Consider the following 26107-nt stretch of genomic DNA (forward strand, 5'->3'; position numbering starts at 1 on the left):
ATTATAAATACATAATGTTGATGTTTCATTTAATAAAATTGAGCCTATTATAAATTGATATCCTTTAGTGTTCTAAAATTAAACTTTAGTAATTTAGCCACCAAATTATATGTTAAACAAATGAGAATAGGGATTGATGCTAAATGGTATTTTAATGGACACCCAAGCGGCAAAGTCGTTGTAGAAAATATTGTAAACCATATTGTTAAACAAGATTCCATGGTAGACTTTTATATATTTTTAAGCAAAAAAGACTGTCATTTAAAATTCCCTATTGAACAACCCAACATACACCTTGTATACATACCCAACGTTTTAAATGCTTTAACAAACATTTTTATTATGCCATTTTACACATCTAAATACAATTTAGATGTGTGCATGTATCAAAACTACGCTCCTCTATTTGGTGCAAAAAAAATTGTAAATTACGTTCATGACGCTCTATTTATGGATTTTCCTGAATTCTTCTCTTTAAAAGAAAGAATTTACTTTTATCCAATGAAATATCTCTCTAAACGTGCAGACCATGTTATTACTATATCCTATTCGGAAAAGGAAAGAATGCTGAAGCACGGATTCTGTAAAGATGAGAACATTAGTGTTGTATATCATGGTTTGGGTTTGGTAAATAAAAAGCAGTCCTTAAATGAGGTAAACATCTTTAAGAAATATAATTTGCCTAATAAATTTATACTCTATTTAGGAAGATTGAATGTGAGAAAAAACATTCAAAATCTTATTAAAGCATTGCCTCTGGTCTCTGAAGAAATTTCCCTCGTTATCGTTGGCAAATCTGACCATAAGACATTTGATTTAGACCAATTAACCGAGAGCCTAGACATAAAAGGACGAGTCTTTAAAGTTGGGTATATTGAATTTGAAGATATCGAGTTTTTCTATAAAAATGCCTTGATTTTTTGCTTCCCTTCTTTTGCTGAGGGATTTGGGTTACCTCCATTAGAAGCGATGCATTATGGGACGCCTGTTGTTGTTTCTAATAAAACTTCTTTACCTGAAGTGTGTAGAGATTCTGCACTTTATATTGACCCAAATAAACCAATTGAAATAGCTACTCAAATTAATCTTTTATTAAAAAACGAAAACCTCAGGAATAAACTTATTAAAAAGGGAAAACAAAGATCTTCTGAGTTTAGCTGGGGAAAAGCCTCTAGCGAGATTTTAAACATTTTAAAAACAATATAACAATTAATGAAACTATCTATAATAATTGTTAACTATAACGGCGAAAAATATTTAGCTGACTGTTTAGACTCAATTGAAAAGCAGTGTTGTGGTTTTTTATATGAAATTATAATTTGGGATAATGCTTCTAATGATAATTCTATAACATTTTTACAAGATAATTATAGTGATAAAATTAAGCTTTTTGCTTCTAATGATAATTTAGGATTTGCGGGCGGAAATAATGCTGCCGCAAAACACGCAAAAGGAGACTATCTGTTATTATTAAATAATGATACTATTTTACTAAATCCTTTAAAATCTATTTTAGATTTAATGGATAGAGACTCTAAAATAGGGGTTTTAGGAATAAAGATGTTAAACGGAAATAAGGAGTATACTATTTCTACGGGTTTATTACCCAAGCCTTATCATTTATTTTATTTTAAATGGTTTTCAATAATTAACAAAGAGTTTGCTTCGGGAAATTTTTTAAGCAATCACCCTTTAGAAGTCGGTTGGTTATCAGGTTCTTTTTTAGTAACTCCGAAAAATTTATGGGACGAAATAGGTGGTCTTGACGAATCCTTTTTTATGTATGTTGAAGATGTTGACTATAATAAAGAAGTGGCAAAACGAGGGTATAAAAGAGTATTTGTGCCTTCTTTGGAATATATACATTTTGTTGGCTTTAATGGTGCAAAAAACAACTTGCTTGTGAAAGGGTATCGTATTTATATAGCAAAGCACTTTAAAGGCATTAGTAAAGTAATTGCTAATTTATGTTTAAGTGCTAATGAATTTGTAAAAAAGATAAAAGGAAATTATTGAAGATTCATTGTTTTTTGTTCACATTTTGCTTCTAACTATGCTCAACAGCTAGGTAGTGTTTTTATCTTGTCCTAAAAAATAATAATACTTAAACACCACTAATAACCTAGGTTGACCTATTAGCTATTTATAACCATAGTTTATTATTTGATTTTCAATGGTCTTGTTTAACCACTTCTTTTCTTCTTCACTCAAAATCCTGTTCCAATTACCAATTTTCCCTTTATTAAATGTAGAGCTTTTAACAGAATAAATTTTATTACAGACGTCTTCCAGTTGATCCTGATTTAGCTCAATAGATATATGATTACAAATACTTTTTACAGCTTCCTCTTGTTTATGCTTATCTCCTCCTCCATTTGGGCCAATTAAATGTTCAAATTTTACACACAAAACATCATTAGACTCTGTCCAAGCTAAAAATTTATCTAAAACTTCTGGGAATGGCTCTAATACATCTTTTTTTCCCTCAATCATTGCTTTTAGTTTTTCAAATCTTGAGCCATAAGAAGCAATGAATCCATGAGATTTTTGGGTTGTATCCATTTTCTCAATATAATTTAAGTGAGACAATAGTACATCTCTAGGATCTCTTACTAAATGGATGATTTTTGTGTTGTTAGTATTTATAGTTTCTAAAGCCTTTTCATGATATTGCATGTGGCTAAGCAGAAATTGTCCGTTCTTAATTGAAGATAATATTTTAAGTTTTGGTTCAACAGGGTTTTGAGTCTCTAACCTAAGTGTTTTTTTTCCACAATGCCTCATAAATGGTAACTGCAAAAAGAGACTCTCTAAAAGGTGTGTGCCAGATTTAGGTAAAGAATTTAGGACTACTTTAGGACCATGCTTTCTTCCTTTAATCTGGGACTTTTTAAGGCTATGGAAAAAAATCTCTATTCGTTTGGAGAAATAATATCTATATTTATCTAAGCTGTTCTTTGCTTTCATTTTGATTATCTAATGTAAAAAGTATAATATAAAGTATACCAAAAAAGAGTATCCCTCTTTGTCTCCATATAACCGACTCGGTTATAAATAGCGATATACTTATAATTATAAAGGGTAACAAGTCTTTAATTTTAAATGCTCGTTTTAAAGCCAACATAAGACTTATAATAAACATTAATAGTCCAACTATACCGAGTTCTACAAAAATCTGTAAATATTGATTATGAAAATTATAAGTATGGAACCTTACAGGAGTATTTAATCTTGTATGTATTCTTTTTATTTCCTTTTTTGAAGCATCTAAACCAACACCTAATAAATATTTTTTTGGTGAGTTCATTATTTCGTTAAAAACTCTTACCTGTAATAATCGGGCCTCTATGCCAGTATAAACTCGTCCTTTTTCAAAACTTTTTTCATTAAGAACCTGTTTATAAGACGTATTAAATTCAGAAACAAATCTATTTTTTATCGGGTTTGCAAAAACTAAAATTAATACCGAGGTTAAAAAAATAAAACCAAGTAAAATCAGTCTATGTAAATTTCTTTTAATTCTGAAAAAAATCATTATGGCAGATGTAAAAACCGTTATGGTTAGTATCATTTTAGAAGATAGTAGAATTAAAAAAAACCCTAGAACTAAAAGCTTTATCGTCTTAAGAGTTACCTTACCCTCATTATCCTGAAGCGTATATAAAAAACAAAATGAAACCAAATAAGACACATATATTGCGTTTAATTCTAAAGGAGATACCAGTTCATGATAGTACAAAAATCCTTCAAACTCATACTTACAATATCTAAAAACAGCTTGGATGACTAAAACAAGGGCTAAGCAACATATAAAAATTGAAAATCGATTAAATATCTTTCTTTCTTCTATGTAAGATATTTTTGGCAAAAACATGCCTGAAATTGCAAAAAGAAATAGTGGAATTTGCCTTCCTATACCATGCATTGTTTGCGGCTTATCTACAGACCAAATTACTGAAACAAAAGAAAACAAACTAAAACACAAAAAAGGAGTGATTGATTTTCGAATATTGAAATGTTTTGTCTTAACAATCCAAATAATGGAGAAAGCAAACCAAATTCCAAATGCAAGACTACTAAAAAAATAGTCTAACAGAATAGAACATAATAGAAGTAATGTTAGGTAACCAAATGTAGTTTCCCATATATCATTTGTTCTTCTCATTAAAACAGGTATTAAAAAACTTTAAATAGCTTTCATTTATATATTCCCAACTAAATTTTGTTTCAATCTTATCAATATTTCTTTTAATTAAATCAAGTCTGTCCTTTTTATTTTCATTATTAATGAGCTCTGATACATCATCGGCTGACTTAAAATAAAAAGCATCGTCTTCAAGTATAGCATAATTAAAATCATTGTGATGAGCCGCAATGAGTGAATGAGAACCCATTGCTTCTAATAATGAAGGATTGGTACCTCCAACAGAATGTCCATGAAAATATAGTCTAGAGTTAAACCTTAAGTTGTCTAAAGTTTCTAAATCATAAATTGCACCCAAAAATCTTATGCCTTTATGTTTGCCAAATTTCTTTTTTAAATAATTTCCAAAGGATGTCGACTCTATATTTCCTATTACGCAAAATAGGTGTTCTGAATTGCTTCTTACATAACCATCTAAAATCATTTCAATATTATTCTCGGGTTCCATTCTTGCAATGAGTAAGAAGTATTCATTGGTTACTAAATCCTCATATAAGAAATCAGTATTTTCGTTTGGTACAAAAACATTGGCACCATAGGCAATGTATGCTGAGTTTTTATTATACTTCTTTTTAATATATGATTGAATCCCTATGGAATCTGAAATTAGATAATCACTTGTTTTAATGGCAAGTTTTTCAGCATATAATAAAAACTTTTGTACTTTTTTAGAGTACTTACTTCTTTTCCACTCTAAACCATCCATATTTGTAATAACCGTAGGTTTTGAAGGTAATAACCAGCCCCAAATAGAACTACTTGTATAGCCTAGCTGTAAGATAATGTCATAATTTCTTTTTCGAGAATCTCTTATACAATTGAGATCATAAATAAATTGGCCGGCTGTACCTATCCTAGATTCTGGATCGTATGCATGAATGATATTTACCCCTTTATAATTATTATCTTTAAATGGATGTAGATGAGAGTTGTAGACATACACATCATGTCCTTTTTCTTTTGCATAAACTGCAAAAAAATCTGCAAATTGTTCAAAACCACCATGATGGTTAGGTATACCCCTTGTTCCTATTATTCCTATCCTCATTTGATTGCTTTTTTATATTGGTACTGTAAAAAGAGGAGTGCTCCCAAAATAACAGTAATTACATCTGTTGGATTATAAATACCTGAAATTATGAAACTTGAAAAAATATAAAAAAACCCTAATGCACTTATAAGGTTGTTAATAAATATCTGGTTTACACTTTTAAATTTGTTGTAAGTTTGAAGATAAAGAAAGAAAAGAAAAGTTACATACATAACCAGCCCTATTACACCCGACTTGAATAACACATAAATATATCCATTATGTATTTTAGGGATATATTGCATTTTTTCATTACCTAATTCTGCCTCAAAGCCCAAATCTATCAATGAACCTAGGCCTTTACCAAAAAAAACACCCATATTATATGGTGTGTGTTGAAGTTGCTCTAAAGCTTTAGAGGCCTCATAGGCACGCCAATGATCCCATCTATCTACAGGGTCATCAAAATCAATCTCTGCATTAAATATTTCTTCTGGTGCTATTTTTAGTTTATATAAAAAACCTTCAAAGCCGGTTGCTCCTCGATCTATATTTAATGAATTTAAGGCGATATAAAATAATATTACACCTAATGACACTGACGTTAATATTACTATTCCATTCTTCGTTAACTTAGCGTATCCATTCCCTGCAACCCAAAGAATAACAAAAGCAACCACCATGGTTCTAGAAAAATAAAAAATAAACGATATGGTAAGAATGAAATAAAATAATTTTTTAAACTTTACTTTAATGCTAAAAAACCTGTTTTTTACATTTAAGACGAGTAAAGAGCAGGCAACAAGCTCCATATAATTATCTTTTCCTCCATGATATCTAATTTTAGAGATTTGGTATACATCATTATTAAGAATAAAAACTAAAACTTTTGAAAGATGTATAATAGCAAATACTATACCTAGATATACTATAATTTTAAAAACAGAGTTCTTGTCTTTAATCTTTGAAGCTAAAAAATAGCCTAGAAACAAATAGACAATTGGCTTAAAAAGGTAGACACTATCTTTAATAACATCATAAATTTTAGGGCCATAAAAAAAATGAGAAATAAAACCAACAATAAATATTAAAATGAGTAAAGTTGAAAGAGAAACAAGTTTGAGAGAGTATTTGAAGTGTTTTTCTATTAATACTAATGAGAGAAAAAAAGATGATACAATAAAATTAATCTCTAAGACTGGATAAAAAATTGGCATAAACAAAACAAGTGCATATATGGAAGTATAAATATCTTTTTGGGTTATACCGATGCTCATTGATTTTGTATATATAGAATGTATATTGTTTTTTTAATGAAATACTTGCTTATAACAACCAGTTACTTAAATCTCGATTTATCAACTCTTGAAGTTTTTGAATATCTGATTTATAATATTCTTGTAAATATATTTTAGCCTCTAAACTGATTGTTTCCTTTTGTAGATTGTTTCTCATTATTTCAGACTTTATAGATTTTCTAAATTTTACTGGCAATAAATTTTTTAAATGCCTTTTTATAAAAAAATCTTTTTTAAGTAAAATAGCTAACTCTTTGCTCTTAGGTTTTCCAGAAATGTTTTGGTTTTTTATTTTTTTGAATTCAAAATTCTTTAATTCTAAGAAATTCAAAATGTCGTTTAATGTTTTGTCTGGATTTTGCTTAAAGTCATCATATAATAAAACTTTTACGTCTTTAAATATAGATAAATATGCTTTAACCTGCCTATAATACATCCCTCTATCTACATAAAAAAAGTCAAAGTGAGCATTGTTTTTCATTCTAGATGGCTCACTTTTAATAGCAGTCATAAAGTCAAGATCTTCAACTACATCTCTAATTTTCATCATATATTGAGAAAATGCTCTTTCAATTGGATTTCTCAAAACTATAAGTATTTTTATATTCTCATAATCTGTTATTGTCTCTTTTATATTTTGTATAGTCTCTTCATAAAAGTACAAATAAGGTGTTGAAGATTCTCCTCTGATTTTTTCACCACTTGCAGCTTTAAAAAGATTTTTATAATCCTCAATTTTTGTGATAAACTTAACTGGCTTATCTGTTGTGTATTTAATCCTTTCTTTGTTTTTAAACTTAAAAAAACTAGGTTCTTTCCATTCTGTCATAAAAACCTCAGGATGCTGTTTTAGATATTCATGGATAGTCGTAGTTGCAGCTTTAGCAGCACCAACAATCAAGAAATTTGGTAAATCCTTAGTCATTTATTAAACTTTTAAAAATGGAATATAAAAAGTCACATAATTAAGCTTCTTATAAACATAGAAAGCAGAAACTATGTTTAAAACTGCTATACCAAAAACAGAGACCAATGCAGCTCCTAACATACCATAAACCGGTATTAAAAAATAATAGCTTAAAACCACTAAAATCACGGTAAAAAGTATGATGTTTTTCAAAACCTTCTGATGCCCTGTCATGTTTAAAAATATACCAACAGAACCTGTTATTGCGTTTATAATTTGACCTAAAACCAATATCCACAATATCTCTTTACCTAAGACAAATTCTTCGCCAAAAATTCTAAGGATAAAGCCAGAAAACATGATAAGGATTAAAGCCACAACAATCGATATCCAAAATATTAGTTTAGAGGACTGTCTCAAAACTCTTTTAAGTGATTCATATTTATCATTCCAATACAATTCAGAAAACTTAGGAGCTGATATAGTATTTACGACAGTTAATGGTAAACTAACCATTTGTGACAACATTACACACACATTATAAACACCTACGGTAGCTGTTGAATCATAAGCCTCTAAGAAAAATAATCCAGAAAAAGCTAAAATTAAGGATGAAACAGTAGTGACCATCATTGGAATAGATGTTTTTAAAAAATCTTTTCTCGTAAAACTTTCAGCTCGCATTATTGAAGAGTTAAGGCTACTTAGCTTAAAAATTATAAAGCTTATAGAAAAGCAGAATGTAACAACAACAGCTATTACTAAAGCATAAACGGAGTTTAATTCATTATAATTCAAAAAAGAAATCAACATAACAACACCTATAACTAAATAAATATTAGCACTCCTCAAAAACTCTGAAACTTTAAGTAATTTTAATCCTCTGATAAACTCTACATTTATTAAGTTTAAAGTAAAAAAAGGAAGGCCAAATGCTATTAATTTTAAAGCCTTTATATAATTTTCATTTCCAAAAACTTTTAATGCAATATGTTCTGATAAAATAAAAATTAATAAACTCATAATTACCGTGACAGGAAAAGTTAACTGAATAAAATACTTGAAAATTTTCCTGAGATAATGATTAGCTTGAGCGTTAAGGTTAAATTGCCCGACGTACCTTAACACGGACACATTAAAACCTAAGGCACAAAAAACACTTATTGATGTAAGGGTTTTTAAAGATAAACTATAGAGTCCTACTCCTTCTGCCCCATACCTAGTTGAGATTAGTATAACAACCAGGTAGCTCAAAATCATACCCAAAACTTTAAGCACAAATGTTATTGAACTCCCTGTCAATAACTCTTTTAAATTATGGTCAGAAACGAGTGTTTGTTTTAGTTTTTGAATCAATTCAGGACTTTTATTAATATATGATTTCTTGAAGAACCGCCTTTTTTAATAAATTTTCTCTTCCAGTTTATCCAATAAAGCTTCCCTAAATATGAACCCTGGTAAAGTTTTTGATTCTGCTTTGTTTAGATAAAACCCATTGGTATCCTTATTATAAGAGGTGATTTTTGTTGGAACGAAAAAACTCCAAATATTCTCTTTTGATACACTGTAAGATCTTCCTTCAAATTCAAAATAAGCATCGTTTATAATAACCTCCTTATTCTCTTTTGAGTCAAAATTAAGGCGCATCCCAGAAGGAAATACGTCATGAGGTAAATTAAACGTTACTTCTTTTGAGTCATTAACTCCTTTTATACTCTTCTTGATAAAGTCTTTGGGACTATAGTCCATGTTCCCTTCTTCAGTAAACCTCAAAAAAATATCTGTATCTGTTTTGGTGCTTAAATTAAACTTTACCTCCAAACCTAATTTAGCTACATTTTTATTTGAACTTTCTGTTTTTGGTTCATTTACTCTTACTTCCTTATTTTTAGTATTACTTTGTTCGTTTTTACAAGAAAAAGTAATTACAAAAATTAAAACATAAAAAACACTTTTCATAAAATTTTTAATTTATTAAACAATCATCCCAGCAGCAACCGTTTCATTAGTAGCATCATCTACTAAAATAATGCTACCTGTGGTACGATTTTCCCTATAAGGATCAATCATTAAAGGTTTTGTTGTGCGTATTTTAACTTTAGCAATATCATTCATTGCTAAATCAGTGTCTTCACTATTACGCTCTAACGTGTTAATATCGTATTTGTAAACCACTTCTTTAATCATTGCTTTTTGATCGTTAGAAGTGTGCTTAATTGTGTATTTAGCCCTAGGCTTAGCTGCACTATTGTTTAACCAGCATAACATTACTTCAACATCTTGAGAAGGCTCTGGCTTATTATTAGAACGCACAATCATATCACCACGACTAATGTCTATATCGTCTTCTAAAGTTATAGAAACTGACATTGGTGCGTAAGCTTCTTCTAACTCTTTATCATGAAGGTTGATGCTTTTTATTTTTGAAGTAAAACCTGAAGGCATTACAGTAACTTCATCTCCCTTTCTTAAAATACCACTTGCTACACGACCAGCATAACCTCTGTAATCTATAAATCCTTCACGTTGTGGTCTTATTACAGTTTGTACAGGAAAACGTGCATCTACTTTATTAATATCACTACTAATGTGCATTGTTTCTAAAGTATGTAGCATTGGTGCTCCTTGATACCAAGGCATGTTTTCTGATTTGTTTACAACATTATCTCCTAAAAGCGCTGACATTGGTATAAAACGAACGTCTTTAACAAGCATTTTTGAAGAAATCTCTTCAAATTCTGAAACAATATTGTTAAATATCTCTTCAGAAAAATCAACCAAATCCATTTTGTTTACACAGACAATAATGTGCGGTATTTGCAATAACGACGCTATAAATGCGTGACGTTTTGTTTGCTCTATTACACCATGCCTTGCATCAATTAGAATAGTCGCTACATTAGCTGTTGATGCACCTGTAACCATATTACGTGTATATTGAATATGTCCTGGTGTATCTGCTATAATAAATTTACGCTTTGGTGTTGTAAAATATCTGTATGCAACATCAATGGTAATACCTTGTTCTCTTTCGTCTCTTAAACCGTCTGTAAATAGCGCTAAATCTACACCTTCATGACCCTTTTTCTTACTTGTGTTTTCGATAGCTTCAAGTTGGTCTTCAAAAATAGATTTAGAATCGTATAGCAAACGCCCTATTAATGTACTTTTTCCATCATCTACACTTCCTGCAGTTGTAAAACGTAATAATTGATTGTTGTCTAACATGTTATTCTTTATATGAGAAGCCGAATTGTATTCGGCATGACAGTTAATTTTTATTTAATTTGATTAAAAGTATCCTTGACGCTTACGGTCTTCCATTGCAGATTCTGATCGCTTATCGTCACTTCTGTTACCACGTTCAGTATTTCTCATACCAGCAACTTCAGCAGCTATCTTTTCTAATGTATCTGCGTCAGATTCTACACCACCAGTAATAGTAATATCACCTAAAGTTCTAAAACGTATCTTTTTAGTCACCACTTCTTCATGATCTTCTAATACTAAAAACTCAGAATTTGGAATCCAAGAGTCTTGTCGCCATACAACTTCACGCTCATGAGCAAAGTATAATGATGGAATATCTATATTCTCTCGTTTTATGTAGTTCCAAACGTCCATTTCTGTCCAGTTACTTATTGGGAATGCTCTAAAATGTTCACCTTCAAAATGCTTTCCGTTGAAGATATTCCACAATTCTGGACGTTGGTTTTTAGGATCCCATTGTCCAAAATCATCTCTATGAGAGAAGAAACGCTCTTTGGCTCTCGCTTTTTCTTCGTCACGACGTCCACCACCAATAGCACAATCAATCTTATTTGCCTCAATAGCATCAAGAAGTGTTGTAATTTGAAGCGCATTACGCGTAGCATTTTTCCCTTTTTCTTCAGCAACACGACCTTCATCTATAGATTCTTGTACCGAACCAACTATAAGCTGCGCGCCTAATTCTTTAATAATATCGTCTCTAAACTGAATGGTTTCTGGGAAATTGTGACCAGTATCAACATGCATTAATGGAAATGGTATTTTAGCAGGGTAAAATGCTTTTTTCGCTAAATGCGTTACCAAGATAGAATCTTTTCCTCCTGAAAATAAAATTACTGGGTTTTCAAATTGTGCCCAAACTTCACGTAAAACAAAAATTGCTTCACTCTCTAATTCATCTAAATAATTTAAATAGTACTTACTCATTGTTGCTTTGACAATTTTGGTGTAATATAATCTACGATTCGTTGTGCTGCAGCTTCAACCGATTCGCTCTCTGTTTTTATCTCAATATTAGGGTTTTCTGGTGCTTCATAAGGCGCTGAAATCCCTGTCATGTTTTTTATTTCTCCAGCACGTGCTTTTTTATAGAGCCCTTTTACATCACGTCTTTCACACTCTTCCACGCTAGTATTCACAAATATCTCAACAAAGTTAACATCTTTAACGATACTTCTAATGTTCTCTCGGTCTTTTTTGTAAGGCGAAACAAAAGCTGCAAGTGTCACTAAACCAGCATCAACCATTAAATTAGCCACTTCAGCAATTCTACGGATATTTTCAGTTCTATCTTCTGGGGCAAAGGTTAAGTCTTTATTAATTCCTTTTCTAATATTATCACCATCTAATGTAAAGGTTTTAATACCTTTTTGGTGTAATTTCTGTTCAACCACATTAGCGATGGTAGACTTACCTGATCCTGACAACCCTGTAAACCATAATAAAAAAGAATTATGTCCATTTAACTCTCGTCTATCATCAATAGAAATCTGATAATCGTGTGGAATAATGTTCTCTTTCATCTTATTCGTTATTTCTTTTACTTAAACCAAAATTAATTTTATACCAAGCGCGCTCATGTAAATAATACAATATCATTTTGGTAATCACTTCAGCAAAACCTATTTGCAATGCCGCGAGTGGATTTCCTGAAATTATCCATGCTAACGTCATTGTATCTAAAGTACCTATAAAACGCCAGGTAATTGTTTTTGCAATATGTCGTTTTCTACTTTCAAGAAGAACACCATCTTTTGATAAGTTGATTTTGTACCAAACACGCTCATGCAAGTAATATAATACTGATTTAGTAGTTACTTCTGCAAAACCTATTTTTAGACCAGCTAAAGGGTCTCCAGTAATCAACCACGAAAGAATTATTGTATCTATTGTTCCAACAATTCTCCAGGTTATGGTTTTTGCAATATGTCTTTTATAAGATACGTCTGCCATTTATTTACTAACTAAAAAATAGCTGTTTAATAGGTTCTCTTTATTGTATTTTAATGGCTTATTTGTCTCCTTTGAAATAACCTGTAAGCCAACCGCATTGCAAATGGCTTGTCCTGCAGCTGTATCCCATTCCATTGTAGGGGCATAACGTGGATATACATCTGCATTGCCTTCTGCAACCAAACAAAACTTTAAAGAACTTCCTTTTGACACTATTTCAACCTCTTTACCATCCTTCTTTAAACTTTCTACAAAATCTAATGTGTCTTGATTCATATGTGAGCGACTGCCAACCACCTCTATTCGATCTGAATTATCATTCTTTGGTTTTAATGGTTCTGCTAGTTTTTCTAAAACTTCAAGAGTAGTTTCATGATCGTCTAAATCAGCTTTAAAAGCTTCATTTTTATTTACATCGGCAAAATAGATGGTTCTTACAGCTGGCACATAAATAGCACCTAAAACCGGTTTTCCGCTTGTTACCAAAGCTATATTTACAGTAAACTCTCCGTTACGTTTTATAAACTCCTTTGTGCCGTCTACAGGATCAACAATCCAACATGTTTTCCAGGTTTTTCTAACATTGTAGTCCGTTTGTTTGTTTTCTTCTGAAATAATTGGAATCCCTGTTGGAATTAGAAATGAATTTATAACATCATTGGCTTTCTTGTCTGCCTCTGTTAAAGGTGATTTGTCATCTTTTATTTCTACATCAAAAGCTGTATCATAAACTTGCATTATCACCTTTCCAGCCTCAAGTGATGCTTTTATTGCTGTTTGTAATTCTTTATTCATTTTTCATGTTTTGTATTGCAGTTATTAAACTGTCTCTCCAATATGGTGCCTTTAGGTTAAGTGTTGTTTCTATTTTTGTTTTATCTAAAACACTAAAATGAGGTCGCTTTGCAGGTGTTGGGAATTGAACTGTAGAAATATTATTTAGTTCAATGTCTAAATTACTAATATCAAAAATAGCTTTTGCAAAATCGTACCAACTTGCTACTCCATTATTACTGTAGTGATAAATTCCATAGTCAGAAATATCGTTAGCTATAATATGAAATATTGTCTTAGCCAAATCTTTAGCATAAGTAGGTGTTCCTATTTGGTCACCAACAACCCCTAGTTGGGTTCTATCTTTAGAAAGGTGAAGCATTGTTTTCATAAAATTGCCACAATGTTCTGAGTACAACCACGAGGTCCTTAAAATAAAATATTCTTTCAAAGCTCTTGAAACCTCTTGTTCTCCTTTTAATTTAGTTTCACCATAGACACCAATAGGATTAGTTGAGTCAGATTCTTTATATGGTTTATTGTGCTCACCATCAAAAACAAAGTCTGTAGAGACATGTATTAACTTAACACTATACGCTTTACATGCTTCTGCTAAGTTTTTCACACCAGAAACATTAACATTAAAAGCACTATCACAATCAGACTCTGCTTTATCAACGGCTGTGTAAGCAGCACAATTTATACACCAATCTATTTTTTGATGTTCAAAAAAGTTTTTTACCTCTTGGTTATTTGTTATATCGAGATCTGAGGAACTTACATATTTGATATCAAATTTATTATCGTCTAAATCTTTGATACATGTTCCTAACTGTCCATTGCTTCCTGTAACCAATATTCTTGGTATCATTTAAAGTACACTTCTAAGGTTGGTAAAATAATATCTTTTTCTGAAAGTTGTGCTTCTTCAGGTTTAATTTTCCAATCGATATTTAGTGACTGATCGTTATATAAAATACCTGCTTCAGCATTTTTATTATAAAAATTATCACATTTATAAGAGAAGATGGCCGTGTCGCTCAATACAGAAAAACCATGTGCAAATCCTCTTGGTACAAACAACTGCCTTTTGTTCTCTTCAGTTAACTCAACAGCTATATGTTGCCCAAAAGTTGGCGAATCTTTTCTTATATCTACAGCAACATCTAAAACCGAACCCTTAATAACTCTAACGAGTTTTGCTTGGGCAAACTCACCTTCTTGAAAATGTAACCCTCTTATAACTCCTCTAGATGAAAAAGACTCATTATCTTGTACAAAGTTAACAGGTTTGCCTATTAAGTTATTGAAAGTTTGTTGATTATAACTTTCAAAAAAATAACCTCTATCATCCTGAAATACTCGAGGTTCAATAATAAAACAACCTTTTAGTTTTGTTTCGGTGGCTGTCATTTTTTGTTTTTTATTAGACCTAAAAGATTTTTACCATAACCACTTTTCATTAATGGCTTTGCTAAAGCTCTAAATTTATCTTCTGATATATATCCCATTTCATATGCTGCGGCTTCAATAGAACCAATCTTTAGGCCCTGTCTATTCTCTATTACCTCTACAAACTGTGATGCTTGCATCAAAGAATCAAAAGTACCTGTATCTAACCAAGCAGTACCTCTGTCTAGGATACTTACATTAAGTTTTCCTTGACTAAGGTATTCTTTATTAACATCAGTGATTTCCAGTTCACCTCTATGACTAGGTTTTATGTTTTTTGCAATACTAACAACCTTATTATCATAAAAATAAATGCCAGGGACAGCATAGTTTGATTTTGGCTTAGTGGGTTTTTCTTCAATAGAAATTGCTTGACCATTATTATCAAATTCAACCACACCATAACGTTCCGGGTCGTGAACACGATAAGCGTATATTATACCTCCTTCCGGATCATTGTTGCTTTGTAATAATGATGCTAATCCAGAGCCATAAAAAATATTGTCTCCTAAAATTAATGCCACCTTATCATTCCCTATAAAATCTTCACCAATAATGAAAGCTTCAGCTAAACCATTTGGTTCATCTTGTACTGCATAAGAGAAGCTACAACCATACTTTTCTCCATCCCCTAATAAATCTTTAAAGAGTGGTAAATCTTTGGGTGTAGATATAATTAAAACCTCTTTAATACCAGAATACATCAACGTTGATAAAGGATAATAAATCATTGGCTTATCATAAATAGGCATTAACTGCTTACTTACAGACAATGTCAATGGGTGTAATCTAGTACCAGATCCACCAGCTAGTATAATTCCTTTCATTGGTATTGTTTATTATAATAGGATTGATATTCACCACTTGTTACATGGTTCAACCATTCTTGATTGTTTAAGTACCAATCTATTGTAATAGATAAACCTTGTTCAAATGTAACAGACGGTTCCCAACCAAGTTCTTTGTTTATCTTATTAGCGTCTATAGCGTATCTTAAATCATGTCCTGGTCTGTCTTTTACATATGTTATAAGTCTCTCTGAAGAACCTCTTTCTCTTCCTAGTTTTTCATCCATTTGCTTACACAACAGTTTAACCAAGTCTATATTCTTCCATTCATTAAATCCTCCTATATTATATGTCTCTTCGTTATCACCTTCATGAAAAACTAAATCAATAGCTCTTGCATGGTCTAAAACATATAGCCAATCTCTTGTATAATTACCATCACCGTAAACAGGGAGTGGCTTATTATTTATTATGTTATTTATAAAAAGCGGTATAAGCTTTTCTGGAAATTGATTTTGTCCATAATTATTAGAACAATTTGTAATGACATAGGGCAAATTGTAGGTTTCACCATAGGCTCTAACAAAATGGTCTGAACTAGCTTTAGACGCTGAATATGGCGAATTCGGTGAGTAACTAGTTGTTTCCGTAAATAAACCCGATTCCCCAAGGGTGCCATAGACCTCATCTGTGCTTACATGATAAAATCTTTTACCCTCAAAATTGTTATTCCATAAATTCTTGAATGCATTTAACAGGTTTAGGGTTCCAATAATGTTTGTTTTAACAAATGCTAAAGGATCTTTTATCGACCTATCTACATGTGACTCTGCCGCCAAATGTATAACAGTGTCAAATTGATATTCTTGAAAAAGACCATCTATAACTTTTTCATCATTAATATCCGCTTTGATAAAATGATAATTCTCTTTATCCTCAACGTCTTTTAAATTCTCTAAATTCCCAGCGTATGTTAGACTGTCTAAATTAAAAATACTGTAATTAGGATACTTATTTACAAATAGTCTTACAACGTGAGAACCTATAAAACCTGCTCCTCCTGTAATTAATAATGTTATTTTACCCTTCATAATTCTTTACGTATTGGATTAGTTTCTTTGAAAAGTAAAAGAGGGCTAAAAAAACAAATATTATAATTGGGAAAATTATTGAGTATCTCTGGACTATTTCAATATGCTTAGCACCAACTTCTGGAAAGCTAGATAAAGTATCAAAAAATTCATCTTCTTCCACTTTTTGAGCCTCCAATTCACTAAGGTCTTGCTGAAGCTTTATTTGTTTTTCAGTTAATTCATACTCCTTTGTTTCAGTACGTTGTTCAATGTATGTAAAACCGTCTTGAGTTGAAAAAGACTTTCTTTCGGATAGTGACTCTTCTCTTTTAATCTCAATATATACCTTTTTTAAGGAGTCGACCTCCTTAAGAGAAGCTATGATTCTATTTTTATCAATTTTTAAAATAGAATCTCGCTTTTTCATTTTTTTAGCGGAATAAGCATTAGAAAAGGTTGAGTTTAACCCCTCCTCTAGAGATCTGAAAATATCCTTTTTCTGCGACTTAACACTTATTTCAAAAATGTCGCCTGAATAAATACTTCGGTTTTCAAGAAAGCCTTCAAACGATACCTCTTGTGCTCTGAGACTATCTATTGACTTTAAAAATTCATCGTACTGTTTTATTTGGTCATTCTCATTCTCAGGCCCTGGCTGTATTTCAAAATTAATGATTTTTTCAGCATCAGTCTCAGAAATATTAAAAATACTTTGTAACTGTGTATAATCTTTATCATCAATTAAAGCATTGTAATAATCTATATTGGCAACCAATTGAAATTTTGAATCAAAATATGGTTTAACCAACATCTTTGAGAGATAAACATCCTTTCTTGTTTTTTCTAATCCGTACCCTACAGCTGCAGCAATTATCATAGAACCAAAAATGACAATATAGTTATCTACTATTGCCTTTAAAACATAAACTAAAGCAGATAGAACACCTTTAAAAATAGATTTAAAAAAGTTATAAATACGATCGAAAAATTTTCCGATATATTTAAATATTTGTATTAAATCGACTTCCTCATTTTGAGAACCTTGTGGTACTTCTTGACTCATGTGTTTTAAGAATTAAATATTTGTTCTAGTATTTTTTTTGTAATTACGTATGTAGGTTTTACTCCCGATGTGCCTAGACCGCCAGAGGCCAAGGTACTTCCAGTTTCTAAAGGGTTATCACTTGCATAATAGGCATATCTTACTTTAACATCTTCATTTATACTGCCTCGTACTTTTGATGCTGCTTGTATTGCTTTTTGGTAATGTGCTCCCTCCATCTCTAAACCAATCACGTTCCAAGTGGATTTTTTAAAGAATTTTAAAATTTCTTTATTCTGTAGAGATGTTCCTAATACCGTTATCATGGTTCCTTCGTAAACATCGACTCCACAATCTAGTAAATCATCTTTGCTTAACTCATTTTTAAAAGGGTAATTGTCTGCGGTACCTTCAAAAATATGAGCTGAAGGTATCATTACATCTCCTTTACCTCCTTCAAGAATTCCTGCCTTACCCATTATAGAGATAGACTTAACATCTAGGTGTACTTTTTCGCCGTCAACTTTAATTGGCTTTAAAAATTCATCTAAGGTTTCATAAGCTTGCTCACCAAAGGCATAATCCATTACAAAAATAACTGCTTTGTCTTCTGTATTGGTTTCTAAGTATTCAAAATCTGTTTTTGAAAAATCTATTTTATCTGTGTCAAAAATCTGAACATCTATGTTGGTTCCAGAAGTATCCTTAATGTATATCATTCCGTTTTGCAACGCAGATTTTTCTACTTTATTGCGCATCACAAAACTTTTTTGATCACTGAGTGTCTCGTAAATCTCAAAAATGTTCTTCTTTGTATCTGCACCTTTTAAGGTTCCTTTGGCAAATAATGAATTCATGACACTATGCATGTTTGCACTAATTATATGAATTGGTCTTTGAAGTAATCCGTTTTTGTGCAATACAGACTTAATATTATCTGCCCAAATTTCTCCATGAATGTGATGCCCAAGTCGCTCTCTCAATACAGGGCTAAATGTAATTGTTCTTTTATTTCCCCTTACAACTTCTTCAATAGCAAGTTTCCCCAACCAATATACAATATGCAATAATCTTTCAGGTTGACTTTCGGTAGCAAACTTTGAATAGGCACCTGTTAACTCGTTAAATGTTCTGCCTAAAATATTTGCTGTATGCGTTATAGCTATTTCGCGTTCCTTTTGGGTTAGCTTTTTGGTTGAAGTAACTGCATTTTCTAGTTTTTGCCAATCTCTTACTGTCGAGCCCTCTTCATCTATAAGAACACGTTTGCTGATTTTGTGAGACTCTACAAACAAAAATGTAAGATGCGTTAAAATATCGTAGATTTCTGAGCGTCCACGCGTAATTTCGATATTCATTTGCTCATCATCTATTCTATAGCAATTACGTCTTCTTTTAGGTGGAATAATAGGCTTAAAGTGAGAATTAGCATAACCTTCGTCACTGGTTAAGTTAATAAATGTACACTCCTCAATACCTTGAGGCAAACGGTCTATTACATAAAGTAGACCATCGATTTCTGCTTTTTCTTCACCAATTGAACCATAAATCTCTGGTCTCAAAAGAAGTAATGCTTCTCTTAAGGTTTCTCCAGAAACACCCATTGGCTTGTAAAATCCACGATTAAATAGATGGCGCATTGTAATATACATGCGCTCTATAGCGCTAGAACTCTCTTGAGCTCTCGTTCTTTCGTGTTTTTGGTTTGTTGTACTCATACCTTTATTTGGCCTGCAAATATAGTTTTATTTAGTTAATTTGAGTTCATTTAGCCTATCTACTATTGTTCTATCGTTAGAAAGTCTTGGTATTTTATTCTGTCCGCCGAGTTTTCCTATGGACTTCATATAGGTCTGAAAACCACCTTTTTTAACTCTAGTAATTACCAAGGATCTTAAAACTTTTCCGTCAATTAAATCAAAATAATAACTGTTTTGTTGTTGAAGTGATGCTTCTAAATTTTGAACAAGCTTTAACTCATCGTTTGGTTCGTTTTCAAACTCTATAAACCACTCGTGATAAGGCAAACCTTCTGAAGGGTTAATTTGAGGCGCTACCGTAAACTCGTTTACTGTTATATCTGTATTTGCTGTTGCTTCTTTAAGCGCCTGTTCTACTTCCTTACCAATAACATGTTCTCCAAAGGCAGAAATAAAATGCTTTATTCTTCCGCTTACAATGACTCTATAAGGAGACAAGGATGTGAACTCTACCGTATCTCCAATATTGTAAGCCCAAAGACCTGCGGTTGTAGAAATTATCATCACATAATTAACGCCTAGTTTAACATCTTTAATGGTAATACGCTCTGGATTTTCTTCAAAAAAGTACTCTGCTTCTATAAATTCGTAAAATATACCTGAGTTAAGCTGTAATAGCATTCCTTTTTCGTTTTGCTTGTCTTGAAATGCAAAAAAACCTTCGCTTGCAGGATACAGCTCTATACTATCAACCTTACGACCTATTAAATTTTCAAATTTCGCTCTGTATGGTTCGTAATTAACTCCTCCAAAAATAAACAGATTAAAGTTTTTAAATATTTCACCTACTTTCTGTCCTTTCGTTTCTATCAACTTTTCAAAATACATCTGAACCCAAGATGGTATTCCAGAAATAACAGTCATATCTTCATTGATAGTTTCGTCTACAATGGCATTAACTTTTGTTTCCCAATCTTCGATACAATTGGTTTTTAGGCTAGGCATTCTATTTTTTTGAAGATATTTTGGCACATAGTGTGCAACAATGCCTGAAAGCCGCCCTAGTTTAATACCGTTTTTTTCTTCTAAAATTGGACTTCCTTGAAGGAAAATCATTTTACCATCTACAAATTTTGCGTTACCAGTTTCGTTAATATAAAGCAAAATAGCATTTCTAGCCGCCTCAACATGTGTGGGCATACTTTCTTTGGTAATTGGAATGTATTTAGCACCTGAGGTTGTTCCAGAGGTTTTGGCAAAATAAATAGGCTTGCCTTTCCAAAGTATATTTTCTTCACCTTTTACAACGCGTTCTACATAAGGTCTTAAAGCTTCATAATCTCTTACCGGAACCTTGTTCTTAAAATCGTTATAAGATGTAATTGTGCTAAATTCATGATCTTTGCCAAAAACCGTGTTTTTAGCATTCTTTATTAAATTTTGAAATACTTTATCTTGAGTCTCAATTGGATGAGATGCCCATTTGTTGATGCGCTTTGCTATGAGTTTTGCAAAGAGTTTTGAAAGTGCTGCTTTAACCGATGGCATTACTGAAAATCAATAAAATTAGTTGGATTTACAGGATAACCTTTACTCCATAATTCGAAATGAAGGTGTGGTCCTGTGCTTAATTCGCCTGTATTACCAGACATAGCTATAACTTCTCCTGCCTTAACCAAATCTCCTTGCGACTTTGTTATGGCTGCATTATGCTTGTATACAGATATTAGTTCTTGGTTATGCTCTATGATGACTACATAACCCGTTTCTACTGTCCATTCTGCAAAGATTACTGTTCCGTCTGCTGTGGCTTTTACAGGCGTATTAGTTGCCACCACAACATCTACTGCATAGTGTTTGTCTTCTATATTATAACCTTCTGAAATTACACCATTTACTGGCGGAAAAAGAACAAAATTATTTTGCCCTGATGACTCCTCAAAAAGGTTATATTTATCTTCTTTTTCTACTTTTTCCCTAAGTAGCGAATCTTGCTTATTAGTCGTTGTTTGTAGAATTTCTGGATCATTTTTTGCAGCTTCTATTACAGAATCTCTATTAAAGTCTAATGTTGAAACATCTCCTGTAAGCACCTTTCTTATTGAAGCATAATACCGTTTATTCAATTCTAATTCTTGAACTAAAGAATCTGTTTTATAGTTAAGCATAGAGGCTTCTTTTTTGAGCTTTGCCGAAGAATAACCTGGTATATATTCCCTTAAAGGTGTAAATGCTATTAAAAGTATAGTAAAAAACACCAAAAAAATGGCAGATAACGATGTTAGTACAAACACATTGAGACGCGTTAGCTTTATTGCAAAACGTTCTTCAAAAGTGTCTTCATTTAGTATAACAAGGCGATACTTATGAAGTAGTTTTTTAGCGAACTTTTTTTCTTTTTTTTTCTTTTTTGCCATTAAAACAAAATTAAATAAAATACTGACACCTCATGTTAATAGTTGCTAAAGTTAAAACAACAACGCTATTATTAAAGTTTAATTATTAACTTTGCAGTCTAATTTTAAAGTTATGATTTCTAGTAGTATATTTTTAGGAACTTTTGGGCCTTGGCAAATAGTATTAATTGTTGTGGCCATATTACTTTTATTTGGTGGTAAAAAAATCCCTGAGTTAATGAGAGGTTTGGGAAGCGGCATCAAAGAATTTAAAGACGCAAGTAAAGACGAGACTTCTGACAAGAAAGAAAAAGAATAAACGTTTTATTTTTGAAACATTAAAAAAGCCAACTTTAAAGTTGGCTTTTTTAATTATTTGATTTTGATGGATTTTATAATCGATTCTAGCTCAAAGACATATTCAGCTTTTCTTAACGATGGTGCATAAACATAGCCATCTGCTATAAGATAGCGTTTGTTAACTTTATCTTCAATGGCATAGGTTATAAATGGTCCAGCCATAGTAAATCCTCTCATTTCCCATATACCTCTTACTTCATAAGCGGGTTTATTATCTACAATAGCATCAAACATTCCGGGTGCATAGGCATCGTCTACAGCCATATAAATACCATCTTCTCCAGGTATTTTTGTTTTAGTAATATGGTCTCGCATTTTTACAATATCCACTACAGTACTATCACCTTGAGAAATGGTTTCTAACGGAACCTCATAAAACATTACTTCAATAGTCTTAGAATTGCTTAAGTTTTTTCTAATCCAGAAGAAATCGTCATCTGCTTTAGCAATTCTATATGCAGAAGGGATATTTACTGTAAAGCCCATTTTCTTCTCTATAGCGCTTACATCTAACAAATCTAACTTAATGCGTCTTTGTTTTTCTTTAACCTCTTCCTTATTAAAAGCGTCAATAATTTTATCCTTGGTTTCTGTAAGTTGGTAGATTATTTCGTCATTAGTTTTACCACCAACTACAGCGATTGTTTGCGGTTTGGCAAAAGCTTCATTTGCTATTTTAGTAGTCGGTTCTATATTGTCCCCTTTTTCAATTTTAAGAATTATTCTACTTCGCGTAGCAAATCCGTCAAATACTTGTGGTGGTATTTGGCGCAACTTAAACATTGGTTCATCTACAGGCAAACCATAAATTGAAGCGGCAAAGATTTTTCTAATATTTTCTCCGACACTTCCTTCCCATAAATCATTGTCTATTACAACAGAAATACTATTAAGATTTCCATTAGATTCAGGAAGATATCGTTTATTATCTCCTTCCTTTTTATCTCCACAAGCTGTGAGCAACAAGCAGAATAAAAATGCATATAGCGTTCTCATAAATTAGTGTTTTTTGTTGGTTTATTACTCAGACACAATGAGTGTCATTCCTGTTTTGAGTTTATTACCACTAATATCGTTCCAATCTTTAAGATTTTGAACAGAAACTCCAGAAAATTTTTGAGCGATGCTCCAAAGTGAGTCACCAGATTTTACTTTATACGTTTTTCTACCACTTGAACTCACCGTTGTTTTCGGTGTTGACGGCTTAGAATTAGTAACTGGTTTTCTTGGGTAAATCGTTAAGCGTTGCCCTATTTTAAGATTGTTACTTCTTAGTCCATTCCATCGTTTTATCTGGCTTACTCTAACTCCGTAACGTCTTGCAATTTTACCCAAATAATCACCACTTCGTACTTTGTACCTTATTTTTGTATCTACTTTTACGAGCTCTGGCAATGGTTTCTCTCGTTTGTCAAATTCTGCTTTAGCAAACGCATAAATTTTATCTTCATTAGATGTAAAAATTCCGACAGCTTCTCTTGGCAAACGCAAAGCATAAGTTTTTCCTTCGATTTTAGGTATAATATCTAATTTGTACGATGGATTTAAAAACTGAAGCTCTTCAATATTAACACCTGTTGTTTCAGCCACCTGGTCTAAGGTAATCATTTGCTTTACATGTATTGTGTCGGTTTGAATTAATTGAAATGGTGGTCTTTCTGGTTTAAAACCATGTTCTTCAGCATATTCAAAAATATACATGGTTGCCAAAAATGCTGGCACATAACCTGCGGTTTCTCGTGGAAGATTTGGTCTTATATTCCAATAGTTTTTATACCCTCCAGAACGTCTTATGGCTTTATTTACGTTTCCTGGACCAGAATTATATGCAGCCAACGCTAAGTCCCAATCTCCAAAGATTTTATATAATCTTGATAAATATTTAGCAGCCGCAGAGGTAGAACTTATAGGATCACTACGCTCGTCTACATAACTGCTTACATCGAGATTGTACTCTTTTCCGGTAGTAAACATAAACTGCCACAAACCTGTAGCTCCCACTCTAGATCTGGCCTTTGGCTTTAATGCAGACTCCACAATAGACAAATACTTCATTTCCAGCGGAATATTGTAATTATCAAATTCAGCCTCAAACATCGGAAAATAAAAATGGCTCAAACCCATTAAACGCTCTAGAGAGGTCCTTCTATGTTTTAAGTAACGCTTTATAACACTTTCTAATGAAGGATTATATTCTATATTGAAAGGTGTTTTAGCATTAAGACGTGCTAATCTTGCTTTTAAAGTATCAGTAGACAATTCAGGATAATCAACAGGCTCATAAGTTAATTCTGTGACGGATTTGTAGATTGTATCATACAATGAGTTACTGTATAATTCTTCTAACCATTTTTGGTCTAATTCGGCGGCTTCAGGATGATCTTTGAGGTTTTTGATATTTAAAGTATCCTTTTCAGCAGGAATCTCTTTTCCTAGAGTGGTAGTTTTACCATCAATAAGCGTATCTCCAACTTTTATAGTTGACGAAATTGTGTCTGTTTTTGTTTGTGAAAACCCAAGGGTTACCAAACTACAGACTATTATTAGGGTATTGAACTTGTAATGCATATATAAAAAACCTACTATACGTAACGTTAGTAGGTCTAAAAATAGTATTTTTTGTGAGTTATACTCAATTTAAAGAATTGAGTCTCTATTTTTTAAGAACTAATTAGTCTAAAATCGCAGCAATTCCAGGAAGCGTTTTCCCTTCTAAGCTTTCTAGCATAGCACCACCACCTGTACTTACGTAACTTACTTTATCTTCAAAACCAAACTCTTTTACAGCAGCTACAGAATCTCCTCCTCCAACTAAAGAAAAAGCTCCATTTTTAGTAGCGTTAGCAATAGAATTTCCAAGCGCTATAGTGCCTTTAGAAAAAGTTTCCATTTCAAAAACGCCTAATGGACCGTTCCATAAAATGGTGTTACATTTATTAACTACGTCGTCAAAAATCTCTAAAGATTTTGGACCAGCATCCAAACCTTGCCATCCATCAGGAATATGATAAACATCTACGTGTTGTGTATTGGCATCGTTGCTAAAAGCATCTGCAGCAATAACATCCACAGGTAAGTGAACTTGTACTCCTTTAGCCTCAGCTTGTTTTAAAATATCTAAAGCTAATTCCATTTTATCATCTTCGCAGATAGAATCTCCAATAGATCCTCCTTTAGCTTTAATGAATGTAAATGTCATTCCTCCACCAATAATAAGGTGATCTACTTTATCTAAAATATTTTCTATAACCGTGATTTTTGAAGATACTTTAGCGCCACCAAGTACTGCTAACACAGGCTTTTCACCATCTTCTAATACTTTTTTGATGCTCTCTATCTCTTTGGCCAATAAGCTTCCGAAGCATTTAGCATCAGGAAAAAATTCTGCAACAATAGTTGTAGAAGCATGAGCTCTATGTGCTGTACCAAAAGCATCATTTACATAAATATCTCCTAGCTTAGATAGTTGTTTTGCAAAGTCTTTATCACCTTTTGTTTCCTCGTCATGAAAACGCAAGTTTTCGAGCAATAAAATTTCGCCTGGTTGTAAAGCATTTGCCTTTTCTTCTGCTTCTTCACCAACACAGTTGCTTGCAAATTTTACTTCAACCCCTAAAATATCTTCAATTTTTGGAATAATATGCTTTAAAGAAAACTCTTCTTGTACTCCCTTTGGTCGTCCTAAATGCGACATTAAAACACAGCTTCCTCCATCTTCTAAGATTTTTATAATCGTTGGTTTTGCAGAAATAATTCTAGTGTCGTCAGTCACTTCAAATTTATCATTTAGAGGCACATTAAAATCTACGCGGATTAATGCTTTTTTATCTTTGAAATTAAAATCGTTTAGTGTCTTCATC

Annotated in this window: 26 protein-coding genes; 3 read left to right on the forward strand and 23 right to left on the reverse strand. The window is 32.1% G+C overall.

Annotated features, from left to right (window positions below; all coding sequences use genetic code 11):
* Positions 1–120: 120 nt before the first annotated feature.
* Together MST30_RS05490 and MST30_RS05495 are read left to right on the forward strand one after the other, a co-directional pair.
* Entirely contained in the window at positions 121–1206 is a 1086-nt protein-coding gene (locus MST30_RS05490; protein WP_243473380.1) for a glycosyltransferase family 4 protein, read from the forward strand.
* Positions 1207–1212: 6 nt separating this feature from the next.
* The gene (locus tag MST30_RS05495) at positions 1213–2016 is read left to right on the forward strand and encodes a glycosyltransferase family 2 protein (RefSeq protein ID WP_243473381.1); all 804 of its coding nucleotides are present in this window, start codon (positions 1213–1215) and stop codon (positions 2014–2016) included.
* A 123-nt stretch (positions 2017–2139) separates the two neighbouring features.
* Here MST30_RS05495 and MST30_RS05500 read toward each other — a convergent pair whose 3' ends face one another.
* The 20 genes from MST30_RS05500 to MST30_RS05595 all read right to left on the reverse strand — a co-directional run bounded on the left by MST30_RS05500 (position 2140) and on the right by MST30_RS05595 (position 21908).
* Positions 2140–2967 (reverse strand): sulfotransferase domain-containing protein, encoded by an 828-nt coding sequence (locus MST30_RS05500; protein WP_243473382.1) that lies wholly within the window; start codon positions 2965–2967, stop codon positions 2140–2142.
* Entirely contained in the window at positions 2942–4165 is a 1224-nt protein-coding gene (locus MST30_RS05505) for an O-antigen ligase family protein (RefSeq protein WP_243473383.1), read from the reverse strand. The genes MST30_RS05500 and MST30_RS05505 overlap by 26 nt, the downstream gene beginning before the upstream one ends.
* Positions 4149–5252, reverse strand: coding sequence for a DUF1972 domain-containing protein (locus MST30_RS05510; protein ID WP_243473384.1), 1104 nt, complete (start codon positions 5250–5252; stop codon positions 4149–4151). Before MST30_RS05510 ends, MST30_RS05505 begins: the two co-directional genes overlap by 17 nt.
* Positions 5249–6511, reverse strand: coding sequence for an O-antigen ligase family protein (locus MST30_RS05515; protein ID WP_243473385.1), 1263 nt, complete (start codon positions 6509–6511; stop codon positions 5249–5251). Before MST30_RS05515 ends, MST30_RS05510 begins: the two co-directional genes overlap by 4 nt.
* 49 nt (positions 6512–6560) lie before the next feature.
* A complete protein-coding gene (locus MST30_RS05520; RefSeq protein WP_243473386.1) occupies positions 6561–7457 on the reverse strand; it encodes a sulfotransferase in 897 nt (298 codons plus the stop codon).
* A gap of 3 nt (positions 7458–7460) precedes the next feature.
* On the reverse strand, positions 7461–8795 hold the full coding sequence (locus tag MST30_RS05525) for a flippase (RefSeq protein ID WP_243473387.1): 1335 nt from the start codon (positions 8793–8795) through the stop codon (positions 7461–7463).
* A gap of 45 nt (positions 8796–8840) precedes the next feature.
* Positions 8841–9398 (reverse strand): hypothetical protein, encoded by a 558-nt coding sequence (locus tag MST30_RS05530; RefSeq protein WP_243473388.1) that lies wholly within the window; start codon positions 9396–9398, stop codon positions 8841–8843.
* A gap of 15 nt (positions 9399–9413) precedes the next feature.
* On the reverse strand, positions 9414–10667 hold the full coding sequence (gene cysN / locus MST30_RS05535) for a sulfate adenylyltransferase subunit CysN (RefSeq protein WP_243473389.1): 1254 nt from the start codon (positions 10665–10667) through the stop codon (positions 9414–9416).
* A 63-nt stretch (positions 10668–10730) separates the two neighbouring features.
* The gene (cysD, locus tag MST30_RS05540) at positions 10731–11636 is read right to left on the reverse strand and encodes a sulfate adenylyltransferase subunit CysD (protein ID WP_243473390.1); all 906 of its coding nucleotides are present in this window, start codon (positions 11634–11636) and stop codon (positions 10731–10733) included.
* A complete protein-coding gene (cysC, locus tag MST30_RS05545; RefSeq protein WP_243473391.1) occupies positions 11633–12232 on the reverse strand; it encodes an adenylyl-sulfate kinase in 600 nt (199 codons plus the stop codon). The genes cysD and cysC overlap by 4 nt, the downstream gene beginning before the upstream one ends.
* A 1-nt stretch (position 12233) precedes the next feature.
* Positions 12234–12662: a DUF2061 domain-containing protein gene (locus tag MST30_RS05550; RefSeq protein WP_243473392.1), complete on the reverse strand. Its 429-nt coding sequence runs from the start codon at positions 12660–12662 to the stop codon at positions 12234–12236.
* Positions 12663–13457: a 3'(2'),5'-bisphosphate nucleotidase CysQ gene (gene cysQ, locus MST30_RS05555; RefSeq protein ID WP_243473393.1), complete on the reverse strand. Its 795-nt coding sequence runs from the start codon at positions 13455–13457 to the stop codon at positions 12663–12665.
* Entirely contained in the window at positions 13450–14307 is an 858-nt protein-coding gene (rfbD, locus tag MST30_RS05560) for a dTDP-4-dehydrorhamnose reductase (protein WP_243473394.1), read from the reverse strand. The genes cysQ and rfbD overlap by 8 nt, the downstream gene beginning before the upstream one ends.
* Complete coding sequence (gene rfbC, locus MST30_RS05565) at positions 14304–14849, reverse strand: dTDP-4-dehydrorhamnose 3,5-epimerase (protein WP_243473395.1); 546 nt, start codon at positions 14847–14849, stop codon at positions 14304–14306. The genes rfbD and rfbC overlap by 4 nt, the downstream gene beginning before the upstream one ends.
* Positions 14846–15715, reverse strand: a complete 870-nt coding sequence (gene rfbA, locus MST30_RS05570) for a glucose-1-phosphate thymidylyltransferase RfbA (protein WP_243473396.1) — start codon at positions 15713–15715, stop codon at positions 14846–14848. Before rfbA ends, rfbC begins: the two co-directional genes overlap by 4 nt.
* On the reverse strand, positions 15712–16767 hold the full coding sequence (gene rfbB, locus MST30_RS05575; protein ID WP_243473397.1) for a dTDP-glucose 4,6-dehydratase: 1056 nt from the start codon (positions 16765–16767) through the stop codon (positions 15712–15714). Before rfbB ends, rfbA begins: the two co-directional genes overlap by 4 nt.
* The gene (locus MST30_RS05580; RefSeq protein WP_243473398.1) at positions 16757–17812 is read right to left on the reverse strand and encodes a hypothetical protein; all 1056 of its coding nucleotides are present in this window, start codon (positions 17810–17812) and stop codon (positions 16757–16759) included. Before MST30_RS05580 ends, rfbB begins: the two co-directional genes overlap by 11 nt.
* Before the next feature lie 5 nt (positions 17813–17817).
* Entirely contained in the window at positions 17818–19509 is a 1692-nt protein-coding gene (locus MST30_RS05585) for a DUF6909 family protein (protein WP_243473399.1), read from the reverse strand.
* A 27-nt stretch (positions 19510–19536) separates the two neighbouring features.
* Complete coding sequence (locus MST30_RS05590; protein ID WP_243473400.1) at positions 19537–21039, reverse strand: GH3 auxin-responsive promoter family protein; 1503 nt, start codon at positions 21037–21039, stop codon at positions 19537–19539.
* Positions 21039–21908, reverse strand: a complete 870-nt coding sequence (locus tag MST30_RS05595; protein WP_243473401.1) for a M23 family metallopeptidase — start codon at positions 21906–21908, stop codon at positions 21039–21041. Before MST30_RS05595 ends, MST30_RS05590 begins: the two co-directional genes overlap by 1 nt.
* A 112-nt stretch (positions 21909–22020) precedes the next feature.
* On the opposite strand from MST30_RS05595, the gene MST30_RS05600 reads away from it, so the two are divergent.
* Positions 22021–22206 (forward strand): Sec-independent protein translocase subunit TatA/TatB, encoded by a 186-nt coding sequence (locus tag MST30_RS05600; protein ID WP_243473402.1) that lies wholly within the window; start codon positions 22021–22023, stop codon positions 22204–22206.
* A 53-nt stretch (positions 22207–22259) separates the two neighbouring features.
* Here the strand turns inward: MST30_RS05600 and MST30_RS05605 are convergent, their stop codons facing one another.
* The 3 genes from MST30_RS05605 to MST30_RS05615 form a co-directional block, all read right to left on the reverse strand.
* On the reverse strand, positions 22260–23243 hold the full coding sequence (locus MST30_RS05605) for a DUF4837 family protein (protein WP_243473403.1): 984 nt from the start codon (positions 23241–23243) through the stop codon (positions 22260–22262).
* A 24-nt stretch (positions 23244–23267) separates the two neighbouring features.
* Complete coding sequence (locus tag MST30_RS05610; RefSeq protein WP_243473404.1) at positions 23268–24815, reverse strand: LysM peptidoglycan-binding domain-containing protein; 1548 nt, start codon at positions 24813–24815, stop codon at positions 23268–23270.
* Positions 24816–24918: 103 nt separating this feature from the next.
* Positions 24919–26106: a phosphoglycerate kinase gene (locus MST30_RS05615; RefSeq protein ID WP_243473405.1), complete on the reverse strand. Its 1188-nt coding sequence runs from the start codon at positions 26104–26106 to the stop codon at positions 24919–24921.
* Position 26107 lies beyond the last annotated feature (1 nt).

Source organism: Winogradskyella sp. MH6 (genome assembly GCF_022810765.1).
In the GTDB taxonomy this organism is placed as follows: Bacteria; Bacteroidota; Bacteroidia; order Flavobacteriales; family Flavobacteriaceae; genus Winogradskyella.

Coding starts and splice junctions, on each gene's coding strand:
- cysN (WP_243473389.1), bottom strand. CDS start 10,667: ATGTTAGACAACAATCAATTATTACGTTTTACAACTGCAGGAAGTGTA.
- MST30_RS05595 (WP_243473401.1), bottom strand. CDS start 21,908: ATGGCAAAAAAGAAAAAAAAAGAAAAAAAGTTCGCTAAAAAACTACTT.
- MST30_RS05590 (WP_243473400.1), bottom strand. CDS start 21,039: ATGCCATCGGTTAAAGCAGCACTTTCAAAACTCTTTGCAAAACTCATA.
- rfbD (WP_243473394.1), bottom strand. CDS start 14,307: ATGATACCAAGAATATTGGTTACAGGAAGCAATGGACAGTTAGGAACA.
- MST30_RS05520 (WP_243473386.1), bottom strand. CDS start 7,457: ATGACTAAGGATTTACCAAATTTCTTGATTGTTGGTGCTGCTAAAGCT.
- rfbA (WP_243473396.1), bottom strand. CDS start 15,715: ATGAAAGGAATTATACTAGCTGGTGGATCTGGTACTAGATTACACCCA.
- cysD (WP_243473390.1), bottom strand. CDS start 11,636: ATGAGTAAGTACTATTTAAATTATTTAGATGAATTAGAGAGTGAAGCA.
- MST30_RS05615 (WP_243473405.1), bottom strand. CDS start 26,106: ATGAAGACACTAAACGATTTTAATTTCAAAGATAAAAAAGCATTAATC.
- MST30_RS05495 (WP_243473381.1), top strand. CDS start 1,213: ATGAAACTATCTATAATAATTGTTAACTATAACGGCGAAAAATATTTA.
- MST30_RS05605 (WP_243473403.1), bottom strand. CDS start 23,243: ATGAGAACGCTATATGCATTTTTATTCTGCTTGTTGCTCACAGCTTGT.
- MST30_RS05505 (WP_243473383.1), bottom strand. CDS start 4,165: ATGAGAAGAACAAATGATATATGGGAAACTACATTTGGTTACCTAACA.
- MST30_RS05610 (WP_243473404.1), bottom strand. CDS start 24,815: ATGCATTACAAGTTCAATACCCTAATAATAGTCTGTAGTTTGGTAACC.
- MST30_RS05600 (WP_243473402.1), top strand. CDS start 22,021: ATGATTTCTAGTAGTATATTTTTAGGAACTTTTGGGCCTTGGCAAATA.
- MST30_RS05515 (WP_243473385.1), bottom strand. CDS start 6,511: ATGAGCATCGGTATAACCCAAAAAGATATTTATACTTCCATATATGCA.
- MST30_RS05585 (WP_243473399.1), bottom strand. CDS start 19,509: ATGAGTACAACAAACCAAAAACACGAAAGAACGAGAGCTCAAGAGAGT.
- rfbB (WP_243473397.1), bottom strand. CDS start 16,767: ATGAAGGGTAAAATAACATTATTAATTACAGGAGGAGCAGGTTTTATA.
- MST30_RS05510 (WP_243473384.1), bottom strand. CDS start 5,252: ATGAGGATAGGAATAATAGGAACAAGGGGTATACCTAACCATCATGGT.
- MST30_RS05550 (WP_243473392.1), bottom strand. CDS start 12,662: ATGGCAGACGTATCTTATAAAAGACATATTGCAAAAACCATAACCTGG.
- MST30_RS05490 (WP_243473380.1), top strand. CDS start 121: ATGAGAATAGGGATTGATGCTAAATGGTATTTTAATGGACACCCAAGC.
- cysC (WP_243473391.1), bottom strand. CDS start 12,232: ATGAAAGAGAACATTATTCCACACGATTATCAGATTTCTATTGATGAT.
- rfbC (WP_243473395.1), bottom strand. CDS start 14,849: ATGACAGCCACCGAAACAAAACTAAAAGGTTGTTTTATTATTGAACCT.
- MST30_RS05500 (WP_243473382.1), bottom strand. CDS start 2,967: ATGAAAGCAAAGAACAGCTTAGATAAATATAGATATTATTTCTCCAAA.
- MST30_RS05580 (WP_243473398.1), bottom strand. CDS start 17,812: ATGAGTCAAGAAGTACCACAAGGTTCTCAAAATGAGGAAGTCGATTTA.
- MST30_RS05530 (WP_243473388.1), bottom strand. CDS start 9,398: ATGAAAAGTGTTTTTTATGTTTTAATTTTTGTAATTACTTTTTCTTGT.
- cysQ (WP_243473393.1), bottom strand. CDS start 13,457: ATGAATAAAGAATTACAAACAGCAATAAAAGCATCACTTGAGGCTGGA.